Origin of the sequence: Rhodococcus sp. KRD175 (assembly GCF_017168275.1) — a bacterium.
GTDB lineage: Bacteria > Actinomycetota > Actinomycetes > Mycobacteriales > Mycobacteriaceae > Rhodococcoides > Rhodococcoides fascians.
The window spans coordinates 84,522-104,186 of record NZ_JABFAQ010000001.1 but is presented as its reverse complement, the minus strand read 5'-3'; the positions used below and the strand labels follow the sequence as shown (position 1 = coordinate 104,186).

General features: G+C 65.7%; 19 protein-coding genes. 9 read left to right on the top strand and 10 right to left on the bottom strand.

Annotated elements, in window-relative coordinates; all coding sequences use genetic code 11:
• Positions 1–6: 6 nt before the first annotated feature.
• Positions 7–2,229, bottom strand: a complete 2,223-nt coding sequence (locus J1M81_RS00525; protein WP_032373617.1) for a bifunctional diguanylate cyclase/phosphodiesterase — start codon at positions 2,227–2,229, stop codon at positions 7–9.
• A gap of 201 nt (positions 2,230–2,430) precedes the next feature.
• On the opposite strand from J1M81_RS00525, the gene J1M81_RS00520 reads away from it, so the two are divergent.
• On the top strand, positions 2,431–3,141 hold the full coding sequence (locus tag J1M81_RS00520) for a Clp protease N-terminal domain-containing protein (RefSeq protein ID WP_196249528.1): 711 nt from the start codon (positions 2,431–2,433) through the stop codon (positions 3,139–3,141).
• 9 nt (positions 3,142–3,150) lie between these two features.
• On the opposite strand, the gene J1M81_RS00515 is transcribed toward J1M81_RS00520, so the two are convergent.
• Complete coding sequence (locus J1M81_RS00515) at positions 3,151–4,140, bottom strand: NAD(P)/FAD-dependent oxidoreductase (RefSeq protein ID WP_032401034.1); 990 nt, start codon at positions 4,138–4,140, stop codon at positions 3,151–3,153.
• Positions 4,141–4,431: 291 nt separating this feature from the next.
• Between J1M81_RS00515 and J1M81_RS00510 the strand changes: the two genes are divergently transcribed.
• On the top strand, positions 4,432–4,620 hold the full coding sequence (locus tag J1M81_RS00510) for a hypothetical protein (RefSeq protein ID WP_230595184.1): 189 nt from the start codon (positions 4,432–4,434) through the stop codon (positions 4,618–4,620).
• On the opposite strand, the gene J1M81_RS00505 is transcribed toward J1M81_RS00510, so the two are convergent.
• On the bottom strand, positions 4,617–4,775 hold the full coding sequence (locus J1M81_RS00505; RefSeq protein ID WP_196249529.1) for a hypothetical protein: 159 nt from the start codon (positions 4,773–4,775) through the stop codon (positions 4,617–4,619). The genes J1M81_RS00510 and J1M81_RS00505 overlap by 4 nt on opposite strands.
• Before the next feature lie 252 nt (positions 4,776–5,027).
• Here J1M81_RS00505 and J1M81_RS00500 point away from each other — a divergent pair, with 252 nt between their 5' ends.
• Together J1M81_RS00500 and J1M81_RS00495 are read left to right on the top strand one after the other, a co-directional pair.
• The gene (locus J1M81_RS00500; protein WP_206497450.1) at positions 5,028–5,915 is read left to right on the top strand and encodes an SGNH/GDSL hydrolase family protein; all 888 of its coding nucleotides are present in this window, start codon (positions 5,028–5,030) and stop codon (positions 5,913–5,915) included.
• 61 nt (positions 5,916–5,976) lie between these two features.
• Positions 5,977–6,618 (top strand): LysE family translocator, encoded by a 642-nt coding sequence (locus tag J1M81_RS00495; protein WP_206497449.1) that lies wholly within the window; start codon positions 5,977–5,979, stop codon positions 6,616–6,618.
• Here the strand turns inward: J1M81_RS00495 and atzF are convergent.
• From atzF to J1M81_RS00470, 5 genes are read right to left on the bottom strand one after another with little or no spacing between them, the layout of a single operon-like run.
• Positions 6,568–8,301, bottom strand: coding sequence for an allophanate hydrolase (atzF, locus tag J1M81_RS00490; RefSeq protein WP_206497448.1), 1,734 nt, complete (start codon positions 8,299–8,301; stop codon positions 6,568–6,570). The two genes, J1M81_RS00495 and atzF, sit on opposite strands and share 51 nt — an antisense overlap.
• Positions 8,291–10,315 (bottom strand): 5-oxoprolinase/urea amidolyase family protein, encoded by a 2,025-nt coding sequence (locus tag J1M81_RS00485; protein ID WP_206497447.1) that lies wholly within the window; start codon positions 10,313–10,315, stop codon positions 8,291–8,293. Before J1M81_RS00485 ends, atzF begins: the two co-directional genes overlap by 11 nt.
• Entirely contained in the window at positions 10,312–10,938 is a 627-nt protein-coding gene (locus J1M81_RS00480; protein WP_094651324.1) for an urea amidolyase associated protein UAAP2, read from the bottom strand. Before J1M81_RS00480 ends, J1M81_RS00485 begins: the two co-directional genes overlap by 4 nt.
• Positions 10,935–11,717 (bottom strand): urea amidolyase associated protein UAAP1, encoded by a 783-nt coding sequence (locus J1M81_RS00475; RefSeq protein ID WP_206497446.1) that lies wholly within the window; start codon positions 11,715–11,717, stop codon positions 10,935–10,937. The genes J1M81_RS00480 and J1M81_RS00475 overlap by 4 nt, the downstream gene beginning before the upstream one ends.
• A gap of 6 nt (positions 11,718–11,723) precedes the next feature.
• On the bottom strand, positions 11,724–13,271 hold the full coding sequence (locus J1M81_RS00470) for an amino acid permease (protein WP_206497445.1): 1,548 nt from the start codon (positions 13,269–13,271) through the stop codon (positions 11,724–11,726).
• 187 nt (positions 13,272–13,458) lie between these two features.
• On the opposite strand from J1M81_RS00470, the gene J1M81_RS00465 reads away from it, so the two are divergent.
• From J1M81_RS00465 to J1M81_RS00450, 4 genes are read left to right on the top strand one after another with little or no spacing between them, the layout of a single operon-like run.
• Entirely contained in the window at positions 13,459–14,160 is a 702-nt protein-coding gene (locus tag J1M81_RS00465; protein ID WP_032369984.1) for a TetR/AcrR family transcriptional regulator, read from the top strand.
• Positions 14,157–14,822: an SDR family NAD(P)-dependent oxidoreductase gene (locus tag J1M81_RS00460; protein WP_032369983.1), complete on the top strand. Its 666-nt coding sequence runs from the start codon at positions 14,157–14,159 to the stop codon at positions 14,820–14,822. The genes J1M81_RS00465 and J1M81_RS00460 overlap by 4 nt, the downstream gene beginning before the upstream one ends.
• A 14-nt stretch (positions 14,823–14,836) precedes the next feature.
• Positions 14,837–15,277 carry a cupin domain-containing protein gene (locus J1M81_RS00455; protein ID WP_032369982.1) on the top strand — a complete coding sequence of 147 codons (441 nt, stop codon included), beginning with the start codon at positions 14,837–14,839 and terminating at the stop codon, positions 15,275–15,277.
• Positions 15,270–16,088 carry a spermidine synthase gene (locus tag J1M81_RS00450; RefSeq protein WP_032369981.1) on the top strand — a complete coding sequence of 273 codons (819 nt, stop codon included), beginning with the start codon at positions 15,270–15,272 and terminating at the stop codon, positions 16,086–16,088. The genes J1M81_RS00455 and J1M81_RS00450 overlap by 8 nt, the downstream gene beginning before the upstream one ends.
• A gap of 22 nt (positions 16,089–16,110) precedes the next feature.
• Here J1M81_RS00450 and J1M81_RS00445 read toward each other — a convergent pair whose 3' ends face one another.
• Positions 16,111–17,463 carry an 8-oxoguanine deaminase gene (locus J1M81_RS00445; RefSeq protein WP_206497444.1) on the bottom strand — a complete coding sequence of 451 codons (1,353 nt, stop codon included), beginning with the start codon at positions 17,461–17,463 and terminating at the stop codon, positions 16,111–16,113.
• 81 nt (positions 17,464–17,544) lie between these two features.
• Between J1M81_RS00445 and J1M81_RS00440 the strand changes: the two genes are divergently transcribed.
• Positions 17,545–17,841, top strand: coding sequence for a putative quinol monooxygenase (locus tag J1M81_RS00440; RefSeq protein ID WP_032367731.1), 297 nt, complete (start codon positions 17,545–17,547; stop codon positions 17,839–17,841).
• On the opposite strand, the gene J1M81_RS00435 is transcribed toward J1M81_RS00440, so the two are convergent.
• A complete protein-coding gene (locus J1M81_RS00435) occupies positions 17,819–19,639 on the bottom strand; it encodes a bifunctional diguanylate cyclase/phosphodiesterase (protein ID WP_283348127.1) in 1,821 nt (606 codons plus the stop codon). The genes J1M81_RS00440 and J1M81_RS00435 overlap by 23 nt on opposite strands.
• Positions 19,640–19,665 lie beyond the last annotated feature (26 nt).

Here is a 19,665-nt window from a genome sequence, read left to right as displayed (position 1 = left end):
CCGTGGTCACCGTTGCTGCGCGGATTCGAGAAGCCAATGCGCGATGGGGGCGGGCCTGCCGTACAGATAGCCCTGCGCGAAACGGCAGTCGAGTTGCTCGATGATCGCGGCCTGTTCCTCGGTCTCGACCCCCTCGGCGACGGTCGTCACGGAAAGCGCGGACGCCATGGCGGTGATGGCGCGAATCAGCTGGACGTCGGAATCGGAGACGCCGATCTCGTGGACGAAGGACTTGTCGATCTTGAGCAGCGCAATCGGCATCTTGCGCAACCGGTTCAGCGAGGAGTAGCCGATACCGAAATCGTCGAGGACGATGAGTACGCCCATGGCGGCGAGCCGATCGAGCACGGTCTTCGCTGCGCCGACGTCGTCGATCAGAACACTTTCGGTGATCTCGAGCGCCAGGTCCGCACCGGCGACGCCGAAGGTATCGAGCACCCGTTGGACGATGCCCGGCAGCGAGTCGTCGCGCAACTGCATCGGCGAGACGTTGACCGACATGGTGACGTCCTGCCCGTTCGCGCGCAGTGTCACCAGATCGGAGATCGCGGTGCGCAGTACCCACTCACCGATCTCCTCGATGAGATTGGTCGATTCGGCGATCGGGATGAACTCGTTCGGCGTCCGTACTCGGCCCTGCCAGTTCCAGCGCACGAGCGCCTCGTAGACAACGGTCTTGCGGGACTTCGTCGCGACGATCGGTTGGTAGTAGACCTCGAGTTCTCCGCGCCGGATCGCGCCGCGAAGTGCGGTGGCGGTCTCGATCGCCGATGTTGCTCGCGCACGCAAGGACTCGTCGAAGAACGCGTAGCGAGACGCCCCGAGAGATTTCGCGTGATACATCGCGGTGTCGGCCTCGCGGATGGCGTCGTGCAGTCGTTCGGCGTCGGCGATGCCCACCGAGGCCGAGACGTAGGCGGTGGCAGCACTGAGCGGGAACGGCTCGCTCAGTCGCTCGATGATGCGGCGCGCCAACAGTTCCGAACCGGAACGGTCGCGGCGGGTGAGCACCACGAACTCGTCGCCGGCATACCGAACGACGGTGTCGGCGGCACCGACGGCCGCGCGGATGCGACGTGCCGCGGCGACGATCAACTCGTCTCCGACGCGGTGGCCGTACGAATCGTTGACCATCTTGAAGTTGTCGAGGTCGACGAACAGAGTGCAGGTGCGTCCGGGTCGCTGAGCGCGTTCGTGTCGGGCGTACTCCGCGTCGAGCGTCGTGCGGTTCGGCAGTCCGGTGAGCAGGTCGTGTGCCGCGAGGTAGCGGGCATGCTCTTCGCCGGTCTGCACTCGGGCCAGGGCGCGTTCGCCGCGGAGGAAAGCACCGACCAGGATCGAGGCGAGCAACAGCGAGCGGACGATCAGGTCGCCGGTGGAGACCGCCGAACCGAGCAGCGGCACGGTCGCGCAGACCACCAACATCAACACCACGAAGACCACCCGACGGCTGCTGTGGGCGGGTGCGGGGGTCTGCCGGTGCGACACCGTGCGCATCGACGGGTCGAGCGCTGCCATCGCCAGCGACAGGTACGCGAACAGGTAGATGCCGTCGAGCAACCCCGAGGACGGAGCGTCGTCGGTCGTCGCCGCGAAGGCGTAGGACACGTCGCCGACGAACGTCGCCACCAGGGCGAGCAGCGCCCAGAACAGCGCGGCGGAGCGGGGTTTCGAGGAGAAGAGCAGATATGTCGTCAACGTGATCAGCGCCGCGTCGATCGCCGGATAGATCCCGTTCACCACCGTCGACACGGACGAACGCGGCAGGTCGAGGGCCGCAGAGATCAGCAGCAACCACGACAGGAACAGCGTGCCGAGGAAAATCAGGCCTGCATCGACTAGTGGGGTGATGTCGTCGATCGATCGGCGGTCTCGGATCCACCGAGACAGGGCGTATCCCACCAGGGCGTACCCGGTGAGAGTGAACAGATCCGGGAGCAGCGAGAACGATCGATCCAGCGCGTTCGGGTCGCTGCGAAACGAGACTCCGAACATGAACAGCACCGAGGCTCCGAACAGAGCCCACCAGCATCGGGCGTCGGTCGGGCGGTAGCGACGAATTGCCGCACTGATCGCCACGACCGATCCCACGGCGACGACGGCCAGAACGCCGGCACGCACGTCGGCACTGCCCTGGACGAACACCGTCACCGCGATGACGGCCACCGCAGCCAGGAACGCGGTCCGCACCGATGGCACGGCGAATGGCGCAGCGGCCTTCGCATTCATCGAAGGACCCCACTTCCCCTCGCTGTGCGGCGCTCGCACCTTCTCCGCTGACGCCTTCATCGGTGAATATACGTCTTTGCCAGCAAAAACGGTGATCAGGGTCACTATTTGACCCCGAACAAACTTCGACTCCACCGACCCTCGACGCAGAGTCGTCAACCGAGGGTTGACGACGGACTGGCGTCAACCTAGAGTTGACGTATGACCGAATCGACGAAGATCACCAACCCAGTCCGACTCGACGACCTGATCGCCGCCATCGAGAAGGTGCACACCGACGCACTCGATCAACTCTCCGACGCGGTGATCGCCGCCGATGCGCTCGGCGACATCGCCGACCATCTGATCGGCCACTTCGTGGATCGAGCGCGTCGGTCCGGTGCGTCCTGGACTGCCATCGGCGCGTCCATGGGCGTCAGCAAGCAGGCGGTACAGAAGCGCTTCGTGGCCAAGGGTGGCGACGACCCGGCCGAACTCGACGCCAGTCAGGGCTTCTCGCGCTTCACTCCACGCGCACGAAATGTGGTGGTGGGGGCCCAGAACGAGGCCCGGGCGACGAGCAACGATCACATCACCACCGGCCATCTGATCCTCGGCCTGCTCGGTGAGCCCGAGGGCTTCGCCGCGAAGCTACTGGGTGCGCAGGGGCTCACCGATGGGCAGATCCGTACCGCGGTGACGGCGACGCTGCCCGAACCGGCCGATCCCCTGCCGGCGCTGATCCCCTTCGACGCCGGTGCCCAGAAGGCACTGGAATTGACCTTCCGTGAAGCGCTTCGGTTGGGGCACAACTACATCGGCACCGAGCACATCCTGTTGGCGCTGCTCGAGAACGAGGATGCCACCCTGGCCGAACTCGGGGTTCGCAAAGACGCCATCGAGAGCGGATTGGCAACCGCGCTGGGAAGCTGATGTCCGACGTCAGGAGGCCATTGCTTCGGCCCGTTCCACGGCGAACCGTACGTCCTCCTCGATGAGGTCACCGTTGATCGCGGCACCGGCCTTCACGCCTGCCGCCGACGCCGCGACGACGGTGTCCATGGGTGCCGCCACGTTGCCGGCCACCCACACCCCCGGCACGGACGTCGCGCCGACCGGGTCGGCCTCGATGTGGGTGCCCAAGACGTGACCGTTCATCACCATCTCGGTCGTCTCGAGTCCCAATGACTCGAGAACGTCTGCGCGGGAAGTGAAGTTGGGGCCGACGACCACGGCGTCGAGCGCGACGGCGACGCCGTTCGCCAACGTGACGCCGACGATGGCGTCGTTCTCGACGTCGACTCGCGTGATCTCTTCTTCGACCACGACGATCCCGCGGGCGCGCATCCGCGTCAGCTCCTCGGGGCTCAATTCCGTTGCGGTGTGGGTGAATACGGTGACATTCTCGGACAGTTGACGCCACATCTGGGCCTGATGTCCGGACATGACGCTGCCGATGATGCCGATCGCCCAGTCTCGGACTTCCCATCCGTGGCAGTACGGGCAGTGCAGTACGTCGCGGCCCCAGCGCTCGGCGAGCCCGGGGATGCTGGGAAGAATGTCGGTGAGACCGGTGGTGACCAGGAGGCGACGGCCTCGAACGACGGTCCCGTCGGCGAGGGACACCTCGAACCCGGAGTCGGTCCGCGCAGCCGAGGTCGCGCTGCCGTCGACGATGCGGACGCCGTAGTGCTCGGCCTCGATACGGCCGAGTCGAACGAGCTCGAGCGGAGATTCGCCGTCGCGCGTCAGGTAGTTGTGGGAATGGGCGGCCGGAGCGTTGCGTGGATCGCCGGCGTCGACGATCGCCACGGATCGGCGGGAGCGTCCGAGAGCGACGGCTGCGCTGAGCCCCGCGACTCCGCCGCCGACGATGATCGCGTCGACGGGGACATTCTCGACGGGGGCTGGGTATGCGTTGTCTGAAGTCATGTCTGCAGTGTGCGGACAGGATTGCATGGCTGGCAAGAAATATTGCCAGGACAGCAACTTGTCGAAGGCGAAAATACCGCTGCTCCGACTCGCGCAGACAAAACGAGGTAGCTGCCCTGTTTGTCCCCGCGTCGGCCGAACCGACGGTTGCCATCGGTGGTAGTAAGCGCGGATCTACCGCTTGAACAGGCCGTTCGGGTGCGGTCTACTGATCGGCAGGAACAAATTGGGGGCGCAATGGGGCATTTCGAAATCGGGGATACGGTCGTCGCAGTCAGAAATCTGGGACGCGTGCGTTGGCGAAGCGGCATTCCCAAGGGAACCGTGGGGATCGTCGTAGGCATCGACTGGCTCGGCGACGCCCGAGTGGACTTCACCGCCGACCCGTCGATGCGAGGGCGCGGAGAAGCGGTGGAGCACATCGTGGCCGACGGTGACGTCCGGACGGTGCGGTCAGCGCCTCGCCGCTTGTTCGGCTAGCTGCCGTCGGTTCGCTCGTCGTCGGTGGCCGGGCCGGTTTCGATGGCCCCGCCCTCGCTGGACCAGTCGTTGGTGTCTGCGTCCGCAGCTGGGTCGGACTGCATGTCCTTGTCGGCGTCGGGGGCAGGGTTCTCGTCGTGCTTCGGATCAGTCATGTGTGCGGTGTACCCGTGCGGTGCCGGACGAACCGTCGGCACCGCACGGATGGCGAACTGCCGGTCCTACAGTCCGAAGGGCAGCGTTCCCGGTGCCAGCTCGAAGCCGCTGCTACCAGCAGAAATGGAGCCGAAGCCGGCCAGGATCGCGTTGATGAAGTTGGTGATCATGCGATGTTCCTTTCCTTCGATGTGTAGACGTACTCGTGGGACAACCCGGTCGAGGTTACCGGCCGCGGTAGCGTCGAGCCTGTGAGGAACCCTGGGATCTACGTCGGGATTGCTGTTGCCGTGAGTCTGCTGGCGGCGTGTTCTTCGCCCAGTGCACCCGACGCCGACGTCCCGGACGCCCCGGCCTCGGCCTCACTGAACTATGTGGCGCTGGGTGATTCGGCGGCGTCGGGGCCACGTATCCCGGAGCAGGTGGGCGTACCGGGTTGTGAGCAGTCCGACTCGAACTACCCGCACGTCGTCGCGGCTCAGCTCGAGGTCGCGTCGTTCGTCGACGTCACGTGCGGCGGGGCCGTGACCGAGAACCTCGTCTCGACGCCCCAGAGCACCTCCAGCGGGGATCAGCCCGTCCAACTCGACGCGGTGACGCCCGAGACCGATCTGGTCACGGTGACGATCGGTGGCAACGACATCGGGCTCGTCTCGACCGCGGTGGGCTGCCTGACGTTCGCGAATTCCTCGACAGGCAACGTCTGCAAGGACCGGCTCACCGCCGGCGGCGTCGACACCGTCGCCGCCGCCATCGCGGACAAGGCTCCGGGTTGGGGCGCGATGCTCGACGCGGTGGCCGAGCGTGCGCCCGACGCGCGGATCCTCGTCGTCGGATACGGAACGTATCTCCCCGACGGTGGCTGCTTCCCCACTCAGCCGGTTCTCCCCGAGGACGCCGACTACATCCAGAGCAGCATCAGCGCCATGAACCAGGCGCTGAAGACACAGGCCGAGGAGCACGGGGCCGAGTTCGTCGACACCGAGGCACTCAGCGTCGGCCACGATGTCTGTGCGGCAGTCGATCAGCGGTACTTCGAGGGCGTCATCCCGGAGAACCCCGCTGCGCCACTGCACCCGACGGCCGCCGGCATGGCCGCCATCGGTGACGAGGTTGCCTCGATCGTACGAAGCGAATAGGTGTCCACGGGAAGGTAACTGGCTCTACCCGGGCGTTCGACTATCGGGAAGTGTCGACCGTATGGTCTCGTGGTCCGCAGTATTCGGCGTGTTCGCAGTCGCCCTCGTGTTGGTTCTGACACCGGGTCCCAACATGATCTACCTCGTCTCGCGCACCATTTCGCAAGGCAGGCGGGCGGGGATGGTGTCCCTCGTAGGTGTGGCTGTCGGCTTTCTGATCTACCTGACGGCCACCAATCTCGGCCTGGCAGCGGTGTTCACGGCCGTGCCCGCGTTGTACATCGCGGTCAAGCTCGCCGGCGCGGTCTACCTCGGTTGGCTTGCCGTGCAGGCGCTACGCGGAACGGCCTCCGCTTTCGAGCCGACTGCGCTGCAACAGGACTCGAACCGTCGACTGTTCACGATGGGTCTGGTGACCAACCTGCTGAACCCGAAGATCGCGATCATGTACATCTCCGTCATTCCGCAATTCATCGATCCTGCGGCCGGCCGCCTTCTGCTGCAGGGCTTCACGCTCGGCGGCGTACAGATCGCCGTAGCGGTAGCGGTCAATCTGGTGATCGTGGTGTTGGCCGGATCGATCGCCCGATTCCTCGCCGTCCGGCCCACCTGGCTGAAGATGCAGCGCTACCTCATGGGCACCGTGCTCGGGCTACTGGCGGTCCGTGTCGCCACCGACGGCAGCAGGCCTGTTCCCGCGTGAGCAGTACGTGCGCCACCCGCCGAATTCGGTGATGTCGGTGCCCTTCTCGGCGGCGTCGTGGGCGCAGCAGAACCCGGTGACCCAGCGTCCGTCCGACAACTCGACCGGACCGAGGCCCATCGGCGCGGGCAACCCGGCGAGGAAAGTGCCGAGCGCGGCAGCGGACATCCGGTACAGCTCTCCGGCAATGGGTGCGCCGTCCCCTTCGCGCCGCACCAGACCGGGCTTGGGCGGTGTGGTGTGCAGATCCACGAGTCGGTAGTCCGCAGATGTGGTCACCTCGCCGCTGAATCGTGCGCCTCGATCGGTCAGCTGGCTGTGCACCGGGAACCCGCGCAGGTGTGCCCCTACGGCCAGCACCTCGATGCCGTCGTCGATCAACGAGGGTGACGGCGCTTCGCTCAGCCGAGCAGCCAGGTCGATGGCGATCTGATCCTCGAACGCAGGCACGACGAACATCACTCCGAATGGAGTGCCGTCGGGCGTCGGGGCACCGGGGACGGCCACCGCAGCCATGTCGAGCAGGTTGCAGAAGTTGGTGAACGTGCCGAGGCGTCGGTTGATGCCGACCGGATCTGCCTGCACTGCAGCGATGCTCGGGTGTTCGGTGGTGGTGGGCAGCAGCAGACCGTCGACGTCGCGTAGCAGTTCGCGGGCAGCCGTCTTGGCCTGGGTGAGTGTGCCCAGATCGTCCACGTACCGGTGCGCGGACGGGCCGGCTGCAGAGCGGACGATGGTCGCGACCGTGGGATCGGCACCGTCCGGCGCGGTGTCGAGAAATTGGCCGACGGCCGAATAGCGCTGCGCCACGATGGCTCCGTCGTACAACAGTGTGGCCGCATCGAGCAGCCCCGAGATATCGACTTCGACGTGGGTGAAGCCCTTCTCGGCCAGGCCTGCCACCGTCTCCTCGAATGCCCGACGGTATGCCGGGCTCAGCGATACCAGATCTTCGGCACGCGGAACGGCGACCCGGGGTTCCGGTGAGGCGGCCAGTCGTACGTCGGCGGGCCAGGCCCGGCTGCGTGGATCGGTCTCGGTAGGGCCGGCCATCACCTTCATGGCCGCCGCGGCACTGTCGAGGTCGTGAGCCAGCACGGTGACGCAATCGTAGTCGGCGCACGCGGGCACTACCCCGGTGTTCGGCACGATCCCCAGTGAGGTCTTGATGCCCACCAGGCCGTGGAACGCGGCGGGGACTCGCCCGGATCCGGCTGTGTCGGTGCCGATTCCGATGTCCGCGATCCCCAGCGCCACCGCCACCGCCGAGCCGGAACTGGATCCGCCCGAGACCAGCGTGGCGTCCCAGGCGCAGCGCACTGCTCCGTAGGGGCTTCGGGTGCCGACCAGTCCGGTAGCGAATTGGTCCAGGTTGGTCTTGGCGAGTATCAGTGCGCCCTGGCTCGTCAGTCGCTCGATGGCGACGGCGGAGACTGCTGGTGTGTAGGCGAATTCGGGGCACGCCGCGGTAGTGGGCAGACCGGCGACGTCGATGTTGTCCTTGACCGCAACCAGCACGCCGGCGAGCGGCAGCTCTGCACCTGCCTCCAGTGCGCGTTCGAGCGCCACCGCCTCGGCCAGTACGTCGTCCTCGTCGCGCAAGGTGATCCACACCTCGGGTCGGTCGACCTCCGCGATTCGCTTGTAGGCCTCCAGAACTCGTTCTCGTACCTCAGGCAGCATCGATCTTGCCTCTCTTGTCGAATTCTCCGGCTGCCGACCACGCGTCCCGCTCGGCCCCGAAGGCCACGGCCTGAGTCGCGCGGAACTCCGCGATGGATTCGGCGTTGGACTCGAGGAAGTTCTCGTGCTCGGCGAGCGAGAACTCACCGTCGGTGATCTCGACTCCACCGCCTCGGCCTGCTGCCAGATCGGCGCGCAGGTCCATCAGCTCCTCGGGTTCGACCGAGTACCAGGAGATTCGGTCGAAGAACCGCAACAGCCACGGGGTTCCTTCCTCGAACGGGCCTCCGCTGTACGTGGCACTGTGGTTCCACACCTGCGTGGTTCGGCCGACGAACTGGTATCCGCCGGGGCCCTCCATGCCGTAGATGCACAGGTATGCCCCGCCGATGCCGACGGCATTCTCCGGCGTCCACGTGCGTGCCGGGTTGTACTTCGTCGTCACCAGGCGGTGACGCGGATCCAGCGGAGTCGCCACCGGGGCACCGAGGTACACGTCACCGAGCCCGAGCACCATGTAGTCCGCCGCGAAAACGGTATCGAAAACGTCTGCGACGGAATCGAGTCCATTCATCCGCCGGATGAACTCGATGTTCCAGGGACACCACGGGGCGTCGGCACGCACGCCGTGCATGTACCGCTGGATCGCTTCCCTGGTCGACGGGTCGTCCCACGAGAGCGGGAGCCGAACCTGGCGGCTGGGGACCACGAGTTCCGAGGCTGCGGGCAGATCGTCCTCGACCTCGGCGAGCAGTCCCATCAGCGAATCGATCGACAGCACATCGGGATTCACCTTGACCTGCAGTGAGCGGATGCCGGGGGTCAGATCCAGCAGGCCTCGGGGCGCGATGGCCTCGACACGCTGATGCAGCGCGTGTACCCGTGCTCGCAGGGTGAGGTCGAGTTTCATGTCGCCGTATTCGACCAGGACGTTGTCGTCCCCAGATCGCCGGTAGGTGACGCACGTATCGGCGTCGCGCCGAGCGATGACGCCGTCATCCCCGTCGCCGCCGGCGGAGAAGACTGCGGGCAGTGATGCGCGCCGAGCGAGGCCGAGCGATCCCAGCGGCGCGGTGGCTGCAGCCCGGACCGGCACGAATCGGATCGTGTCGCCGGGACGAAGCTGGCCGAGCTTCCAGCGTTCGGCCGCGACAACGGTGACAGGACAGACGAATCCGCCGAGACTCGGGCCGTCGGGGCCGAGCAGGATCGGGGTGTCGCCGGTGAAGTCCAATGCCCCGACGCTGTAGGCGTTGTCGTGGATGTTCGACGGGTGCAATCCGGCCTCGCCGCCGTCGGCGCGAGCCCACTGCGGCTTGGGTCCGATCAGCCGGACTCCGGTGCGATCGGAGTTGAAGTGGACCTCGTAGCGGGTGGCGTAGAGGGTGTCGATGTCGTCGCGGGTGAAGAACTCGGGTGCTCCGTGTGGGCCTTCGGTGACGGCGATGTCCCAGTTGGACGTCAGCACCGGCAGGTGTTCCATCGGGATCGGTCCGAGGACGGCGGAGTTGTCGGAGCGGCCGGCCAGTCCGATGATGTCTCCCTCGCCCAGGATGCCGCCGCGATGTCCGCCGAACTTACCGAGCGTGAATGTCGCTGCGCTGCCGAGGTAGTCGTCGACGTCGAGGCCGCCCTGGATCAGGACATACACCCGCAGACCGTGTCCGGTGGTGGTGCCCACGTCCAGTGTTGCTCCGGCAGGTACCAGAACCGGTCGCCACTGCGGGGCCGGTCGGCCGTCGATGCGCACCGGCACTGCGGCACCGGTGACGCAGACGTAGGTGTCGGCGTCGAACGTCAATGCCGGTCCGGCCATGGTCGATTCGAGGCCGGGTGCGCCCTCGGGATTGCCGAGCGCGGTGTTGCCGAGCCGGAACGACAGATCGTCCATCGGTCCCGACGGCGGCACGCCCACCTTCCAATATCCGACGCGTCCCGGCCAGTCCTGCACGGTCGTGATCATGCCGGGCCGCTGCACGGTCATCTTGGCGGCCGTACTGTTCACAGCGGTCATGATCGCGTCACGATCATCTGCACTGCGGTGGGGTCGAACCCGTTGCAGGGGTTGTTGATCTGCGGGCAGTTCGAGACCAACACCAGGGTGTCGATCTCTGCGCGCAGCGAGAGCGTCTTACCGGGGGCCGACAGACCGTCGACGATGCCGAGGGTGCCGTCGGCGTCGACGGGGACGTTCATGAAGAAGTTGATGTTGGGGGCCAGATCTCGCTTGCCGAGTCCCCACTTGGAACCCTCGATGAGGAAATTCTCGACGCAAGCGTGCTGGTGTTGGGTGTGATGGCCGTAGCGCAGGGTGTTCGATTCCTTGGAGCACGCACCGCCGACGGTGTCGTGGTTGCCGACCTCATCGTCGATGATCGTCATCAGGGGTGTCGAATCATCGCTGCGGAGAACGGTTCCGGTGGTCAGGAACAGGTTCTGTTGCGCGGTGACGGTCGCGGCCGCGGAGTACCGGAGCGAGTGGTCGTGTGCGGCGTACAGCAGGGTGTCGACGGCCTGATTGCCGTAGAGGTCGACGATGGTCAGGATGTCACCGGCCTCGACGATTGCCGACCAGGGGCCGAACGCGGGAGCGATCTCGTCTCTCACTGTCACCGTGTTCACTGTGCTGGTAGTCATTGCGCTGCCTTCCATGCGTTCTCGGTGTTCTGCACTGCGCGCTGGTATTCCGGCTCGGTGTTGTCGAGTGTGAGCAGCTCTTCCGGTGCGCGCCAGGCCAGTACGTCGAGTGTCGTCGTGTCGTACTCGGGACTGGGGTTCAGTGGGTGAGCGGTGTTGGCGAGCAATACGATCACCGGCAGGTGGATGAGCAGATCCACCGAGCAGCCCGGTCCGGCCGAGCCGGTGCTGACGAGGCTCCCGTCCGCGTCGACGGTGACGCCGTGGAAGAACGACAGCGATGGTCCGACGTCACGCGGCTCGAGTCCGTGCTTGGCCGCGGCAAGGGTGAACAGCTCGCGTCCGGCCGGAGCGGACGAATGCGGTGCGCTCACTCCGTATTTGGCGATGTTCGTCGCCGTGGACGTGGTACCGCACAGCGCGTCGTGGTGACCGGAGGTGTCGGCGACGATGGTCGCCAGCACGCGGCCCTGATCGGAGAGCAGGGGGTGGCCCGCGCTCAGGTACGCCTGCCACGGAACCTTGACGGTGTCGGCGGTGTTGAGGCGCTCCCACGGTGCGTCGACGCGATAGAGCAGCAGGTTGGCGCAGGCGGCGCCGTCGACGTCGACGAGGCGCAAGCGGGTTCCGCGAGCCAGAACCTTCGTGGTGTAGCTGCCGCCGGGCACCGATTCTGCCCACGTCAGTTCCGACACGCCCTTCGGTGCTGTGGGGGCCGGTGCAAGGGTCGCCTGGGACCGCGCGTGTTCCTTGGCCGAATGGGTGGTTGCTGTGCTCATGGTGGTTCAGGCTCCGATCGTGACGGGCTTCGGGTGGGCTTTGCCGCGGGGCAGGCAGGCGATGCCCACGACGATCACTGCGAGGACGGTCAGGGGTGCGGCCCAGCGCAGCAGTGGGAATTCGCCGATGGGGTCGAAGATTTCGGCTCGTGGCCACGAGAGGTTGACCACCATGAGCCCGCCGTAGAGAACTGCGGCGATGTTGACCGGCAGGCCGAGGCGGCCGAGGGTGAAGAGCTTCTCGCCGTCGCTGTCCTTCTGCACGCCGCCGTGCGGCCAGCCCTTGAGTCGCTGGATCAGCAGCGGGACGGTCACCATCATGTAGGCGAGGTAGATGAGCACGATGCAGACGCTCGACAGGGTCGTGAAGATCGCGGAGTTGCCGACGTTCACGGCGAGGATGGCTACGCAGGCCAGGCCGATCAGCACCGAGGGTGCGATGGGAGTTCCGGTGCGCGAGTTGACCTTGGCCAGTGCAGCCGAGGCGGGCAGTCGTCCGTCACGGGCCATGGAGAACATCAACCGGGAGGCTGCGGTCTGGATGGCGAGAGTGCAGATGAACACGGCGATGGCGACGTCGACGAGCAGGACCTTGCCCCACGGCGAGGTGAGAATCGAATCGATGACGTACGGAAGTCCCTGCGTCGCAAGCTCACCGTCGGTGAGACTGGGTGCGGCCATGAGTGCGCCGACGATCATCAGGCCACCGCCGAGTGCCGATGCCGAGAGCGCGAGGCGAATGGTGCGCGGTGCGACGCGTCGGGGATTGCGGGTTTCCTCGGCGAGCTCGCCCGCCGAGCCGAAGCCGACCATGACGTAGGCGGCCATCAGACCCGAGACGATCCATGCCCCGATGTAGCCGGGATCTGCTCCGGCACTGCCGGTGTCGAAGACCACCTGCGGGCCGCGCTCGGCGTGAGTGAAGAAGACCAGCACGAGGGCGATGACACCGACGATCTCGCAGGTGACTCCGATGCTGTTGATGCGCGACATCCAGTTCACGCCGATGCAGTTGATGGTGGTGGTGAGTACCAGCAGAATCGAGCCCAGCACAACGGCATTGGCGGCACCGCTCGGCGAGGTGAGTGCCGTGTCCTCGCCGATCAGTTGGAACCCGCCCCAGATGCTGGGCAGCACCACCTGCAACGCGATTGCGGCGGCGGAGGCGGTGACGATCTGCGCGATGATCATGAACCACCCGGCGAACCAGCCGACCAGTTCACCGCCCATGCGCCGGGACCAGTGGTAGATGGCCCCCGAGATGGGATAGCGCGCGGCGAGTTCGGCGAAGTTCAAGGCGACCATGAACTGGCCGAGGAACACCAGCGGCCAGGTGAGGAAGAAGGCCGGGCCGCCGAAGCTGAAGCCGAGGCCGAAGAGCTGGAAGATGGTGGTCAGGATCGAGACGAACGAGAAGCCGGCGGCGAACGACGCGTACTTGCCGAGGCTACGGTGCAGCTGCTGGTCGTACCCGAGGGCAGCAAGATCCGAATGGTCCGTCGTACGAACCGGTTCCGATCCCGCGCCGGGGGCCGGCAATGTTGTCGAGCTCATGTTCACTCCTACGGGCGAGGTGGGTGGTGAGTGACCGCCCGCTGCATCGCCGAGGCGGGTTTCTGTCAGTTGATAGTTTTCGGCACCGCCGTTCCCGGGCGGTGTCCGTCGTGAAACAAGCTCGTTTCGTCTATTTCGATCAGATGACAGAAATCTCACCGTCACGTGGACCTGACAAGATGCAGTCATGACCGGCGCAGGCAGACCACGGCTGAGCACAAAGAAGCGGGCAGGGGACACCGCTCGCGAGGAAATACTCGACGCTTCGGCTGAGCTGTTCACCACTCGCGGATTCACCAACACCTCGACCCGCGTCATCGCCGACGCTGTCGGACTGCGTCAGGCCTCGCTCTATCACCACTTCGCCACCAAGGACGACATCCTCGACGCACTTCTCAGCGGCACCGTCGACGCGCCGTTGGCCGTTGCGCAGCGAATCCGCGATTCCGGAGCCGAGGCCCCGACCCAGATGTACGCCCTCGCCTACTTCGACGCCGGGCAGCTGGCCGCGTCCACCTGGAATCTGGGTGCGCTCTATCTGCTGCCCGAGTTGCGCAGTGAGCGTTTCGAGGCCTTTCGCGATCACCGCTACACACTGATGAGCCTGTATGCGGCCATCGCGTCGGACACGCTGGTTGAACTTGGTTCCGAGCGTCGGCCGGGCACCGAGGACCTGCCGTTTCGCCTGGTGGAGACCGTGGTGAACGCGCGTGCTGACCGCGAGAACGGACGGCGCGACCCGACGGTGGATGCGGCGGGGATTGCCGAGGCCGCCCTGCGGGTGCTCGGCTGGACCGCGGATGTCAGCGCGTTGCACGAGAGTGCGGAAGCCCTGCTCGAGGCGGTCGTCGGAATAGTCGAGGATTCTCGCTCCTTGCATTCGACATGACATCGATAGCAATAGTCGGAGCAGGTGCAGGTCTCGGAGCAGCAGTGGCGCGTAAGTTCGGCGCGGAGGGCTTCTCGGTCGGCCTGATATCCCGCAACCGGTCCCGTGTCGACGCACTCGCTGATCAGCTCGCTGCCGACGGTGTATCCGCCAAGGGATTCGTCGCCGATGTGCGCGATCCGGCCTCCATCGCCGCAGCGCTCGAGCAGGTCACAGAAACCCTCGGCCCCATCGAGGTGCTGCAGTACAGCCCGCTTCCGCAGAAGGACTTCATGCGGCCCGTGCTCGAGACCACCCCGGCCGACATGGTCGGTCCGGTCGAGTTCTCCATCTACGGACCCATCGCCGCCGTTCATCAGGTGCTGCCGGGAATGCGCTTCCTCGGCGAGAACAAAGGCACCATCCTGTTCGTCAACGGCGGTTCCGCAGTCAAGCCCGGTCGTACGGTCACCGGCACGTCCATCGCGTTCGCCGGCCAGGCCGCGTACGCGCAGCTGCTCAACGAGGAGTTGGCCGACGAAGGAATTCAGGTGTCGCAGTTGATCATCGGCGGTGCCATCGACGGCAAGGATCCGAAGAAGAGCCCCGAGGCTCTCGCCGAGCAGCTGTGGAGCCTGCACACCGAGCGCGACAGGTTCCGGGTTCAGGTCGCCACGGACTGACTAGGCTTGCCGGCATGACATTGTTGCCCGACTGGGCTCAGAGCCTGGACCTTGCACCCCACCCGGAGGGTGGATGGTTCAAGGAGACCTGGCGCAGCGAGGTCACGATTCCACAGGCAGCTCTGCCCGACGGTTATCCCGGTCCCCGCGCGGCAGGGACGGCAATTCTGTTCCTACTCATGCCCGGTCAGCAGTCGGCCTGGCACACCGTCCGCGGCACCGAGATGTGGCTCTATCACCGGGGCAGTCCGGTGCAACTCGACCTGGGCAGTGATGGAACCCAGCCGGGTGAGGTGACCTCGCTGCTGGTTGCACCCGAATCTCCGCAGCAGATCGTGCCACCGTCGGTGTGGCAGCGGGCGCGTCCGATGGGCGACGAGCCGAGCTTGGTCAGCTGCACCGTCACCCCGGGATTCGATTTCGAGGACTTCCGGCTCGAGGACTCCCATGGGTAGGAAGCGTGAGTCCGCTGGAGGGCTGAAGCCCGGCCTGTTCGAAATCGACTCGGGCACCTGCGAACTGGTCCGCGACACCTTCTCGGACGACGGGTGGGTCGTCAACGTCAACGATGTTCCCAGTTCGCACATCGACATGAACGACCCCACCGTGCTCGAATTCGAGTACATGCGGTGGATTTCGGGACTGGTACGTGCACAGTGGGATTCGAGCTTCGCGCTGCGGGCGCTGCATCTCGGGGGTGGAGCCTGCACGCTGGCCCGCTCCTTCACCGCCGAATTTCCCGGTGCGCGTCAGGTGGTCGTGGAGCTCGACGGCAAGCTCTCGGAATTGGTCCGCGAGTGGTTCGACCTGCCTCGGGCACCGCTGCTCCGCATCCGCGTCGGCGAGGCACGGGCCGTCACCGAGACGCTGAGCGAGAACAGTCGAGATCTGATCGTGCGAGATGTGTTCTCCGGAGCCACAACTCCGACCCCGCTGCTCACCGCCGAGTTCACCGAGCATGTTCGACGCGTTCTCTCGCCCGGCGGCATGTATGTCGTCAACTGCGGTGATCGACGCGATCTGTCGCTCGCGAAGCAGGAGGCGTCGACCATCGGAAGTATATTTCCGCACACGGCGATCGTCGCCGATCCGGCGATGCTCAAGGGCAGGCGCTACGGCAACATCATCATTGCCGGCAGTGACGTCCCGATCGGGGACTCCCCGGCTCTGGCGCGGGAGCTTCTCGGCGGAGCAGTCCCGGCGCATGTGTGGTTGACCGAGCAGGTGCGGTCTTTCGCGCGTGATGCAAAGGTGTTGCGGGATTGAAGCACTGGGTTCCAAGACCCGCTCACAGCACGTCCTGCGCGAGTGTCATCAGGCGACGGTGCGCATCGGCTCCGGCGCGGCCTATTTCGTCCTGCGGTGCGCTGATCAGGACGTCGTTCTCGACGATCGTTCGACCGCCCACCATCAAGCGAGCAAGCGGTGGCGTCTGCCCGTAGGCGAACGCGACCACAGGGTCGTCCACGGCCGAGTAGAAACCATCGGTGCGCCAGATGGCGATGTCGGCCAGCTTGCCGACCTCGAGCGAACCGATCTCGCTCTGCCGTCCCAGTACCTTTGCACCGCCCAGGGTTCCGATCTCGAGTGCCTGACGCGCGGTCAGTGCTGTCGGACCGTACTTGGCTCGCTGCATGTACATCGCCTGGCGGACCTCGCCGGCAAGCGGCACCATCTCGGCCGAAGCGGAACCGTCCACACCGAGGCCGACGGGTGCGCCGGCCGCGAGCAGGTCCGAGATTCGCGCGATGCCTGCGCCCAGACGTGCATTGGAACTCGGGCAGTGCGCAATGCCGGTGCCGGTGGCCGCCATCTTCGCGATGTCGGAGTCGTGCAGGTGTACCGCATGGGCGAACCACACGTCGTCGCCGAGCCAGCCGACCTGCTCCATGTATTCGACCGGGGTGCAGTTCATCTGAGCGAGGCAATGCTCCTCCTCGTCCAGAGTCTCGGCCAGATGGGTGTGCAGCCGAACACCTTTTGCGCGGGCGAGTTGTACGGACTCGACGAGCAGTTGCTTGCTGATCGAGAACGGGGAGCACGGCGCGACGGCGATGCGGAGCATAGAGCCGAAGGCGGCGTCGTGATATGTGTCGATGGCCTCGGCGGTAGCGGTGAGGATGTCGTCGAGCGTTTCGACCACCTCGTCGGGCGGCAGACCGCCGTCGGAGACACCCCGGTCCATCGAGCCGCGGCACGGCTGAAATCGGACGCCGATGCGCTGAGCCGCGTCGATCTCGGCGGCGAACAGGTCGCCCCGGCCCTTGGGGAAGATGTAGTGATGATCGGTGCTCGTCGTGCATCCCGATTTCGCCAGCCAGCCGAGGCCGGCAGCAGCTGCGCCACCGACGACCTCGGCATCCATCTTCGACCATGGCTTGTACAGCGCCACAAGCCATTCGAAGAGCGTGTTGTCCTTGGCGAGACCTTGAGAGGCCCACTGATAGAGGTGGTGATGGGTATTCACCAGTCCAGGCGTGACGAGGCAGCCGGACGCGTCGATGTTCTCTGCCCCGGCGAGGACCGGTGCCGAGCCGGATCCCACGGCGGTGATCTTCGTTCCTTCGATCACGAGATAGCCGGAGGGAATCTCGTCGCCGACAATGGGGGCGATATACGCATTGGAGATCGCGGTGGTCATGTGTCGTCGGCCTTTCGAGTTGCTGCGACATCGTAAGCCCGCCGGAGCGTCGGCGCAGCGGAGCGGGTCTAGGGTGACGGTATGGCTCTCATTGCACTGTTGGATCTGACGTTCAAGCCCGAATCCCTTGCCGAAGCACGGGCGCTGCTGCGGACCGTTCTCGCGGACACCCGCGCGTTCGAGGGGTGCCTCGGCGTCGAGGTGTGGGTCGACGAAGAGAACGAAGCGCACGTTGTCGCGCACGAGACGTGGGAATCGGCGGAGGCCGACGCGAAGTACCGCGAGTTCCGCGCCGGACCGGGCAAGATCGTCGAATTGCCGCCGCTGCTCGCCGCAGCACCGTCGTTGACGAAATTCACCGTCGATTCTTCGGTGTAGCGGATTCGTCGATCCGGCCACCGGCCACGGTGGCCGGTTGTGGTCGACCGGTGAGGAACCCCTGCACCATGTCGGCACCGAGATCGGCCGCTACCCGCAATTCCGCGTCGGTCTCGACACCCTCCATGATCACGCCGGCACCGATCTGTCGGGCGAAGTCGATGATCGCCGTGGCCGCGGCGCGACGGAACGAGTCCCGGTCGATTCCGTGCACGAGTGCGTAGTCGATCTTGAGGGTGTCGGGCCTGAGCTCGACGATGTGGCGCATACCGGCGAATCCGGCTCCGACGTCGTCGATGGAGATTTGGACCCCCGCGTCGCGCAGGCTCTCGATGGCGCGGGTCACCGCACGGTAGTCGTCGACGCGTTCGTGCTCGGTGATCTCGAGGTGGAAGGTTCGGGTTGCCAGATGCGGACGCAACCGGTCGAGTAGGTCGGTCGTGCGGATGGTGTCGGCCGACGCATTGAGCGACACGAACGGCCCCGGTGGCAGCAGGTGAACATCCGCCAATGCCTGTTCCAGCGCTGCGCGTTCGAGCCGTGGACCGACGCCGGCCTCGGCTGCGTCGCGGTACCACGACAGGGGCGATCCGTGGCCGAACGGGAATCGCGACAGTGCCTCGTAGCCGACGGTCGAACCGGTGACCGTGTCGCAGATGGGCTGAAAAAAGATGTCGGGACCGCCGGATTCGATGAGCGCGTCGATTCTTTGGCTGGCCTGTTCGCGAGCATCCGCTGCGGACAGTCCCGTCTCCGGAAACTTTCCCGAGGTCCGTGCTTTGAAGCGATACATCTCGATGTCGGCGAGAGCGATCAACCGTCGGACCAGGACATGTAGGCCGGTGTCGGCGGGTGGCGTCTCCACGGCCGAGCCCACACTGGTGGTGAACGGCGGGCCGTCGAACGATTCCTCCAGCGATGCGCGAATCCTGTTGTCCGATTCGGCGATCGACTCTCTGGTTCCAACGCTGACGACCACGAACTCGTCGCCGCCGAGTCGTGCGACCGCGGACTTGTCCCCCACCGCACAGGACAGGCGACGGGCGACCTCGACGAGCACTGCGTCACCGGAGGGATGGCCGAACTTGTCGTTGATGTGCTTGAACCGATCGATGTCGAGGACGGTCACTCCGACCGCCTGCTGTGCGCGGTCTTCGGCTGGGGACAGGCGCAACGAGTCGACGGTATCGAGCAGCCCACGTCGGTTCCACAGGCCGGTCAACGGATCTCGTAATGCTCTCGCCGCGCTCGTTCGCAGCTGACCGATGTACGACTTGATCATGAAGGGTGCGGCGTAGAGGGATCCGATGGTGACCATTCGAGAAGTGGTGGACCATGGATCGGCGCCCTCCGAGACAGCCAGAGCGGCGAGGCCCGCAAGGGTGAGTGCGCCGATTGCCAAGTGAATCAACATGACACGGTGCGAGCTCGCGACGACGATGAACGCTGCGACGATCGAGAACATCGCACAGCCCGGCATCGCGTCGAAGTGGGTTTGGAAGGCGAACAGAACGGTCACGATGCCGACGTCGGCGTAGAGGATGTAGACGATCGCCATTCTCGGGGATGCCCACGGCCGGAGGTACCAGGCAATCGCCACCGGCACCGTGGTGACGGACGCCAGGAGCACGGCGATCGACATGGGGTTGGAGAACTGACCGGCGGGGACCATCAGGGCCCCGGCGAGGCCGAATGTGAGCGTCATTCCGCTGATGAACAGCCGCACCCAGCGTTCCTCCGCGGTGGGTGCGAAGTCTCCCGGTTCGGAAATGGTGACGCCCTCCGTAGAACCAGCCACTAACCTGCGTGAACGCTAGCACCCAC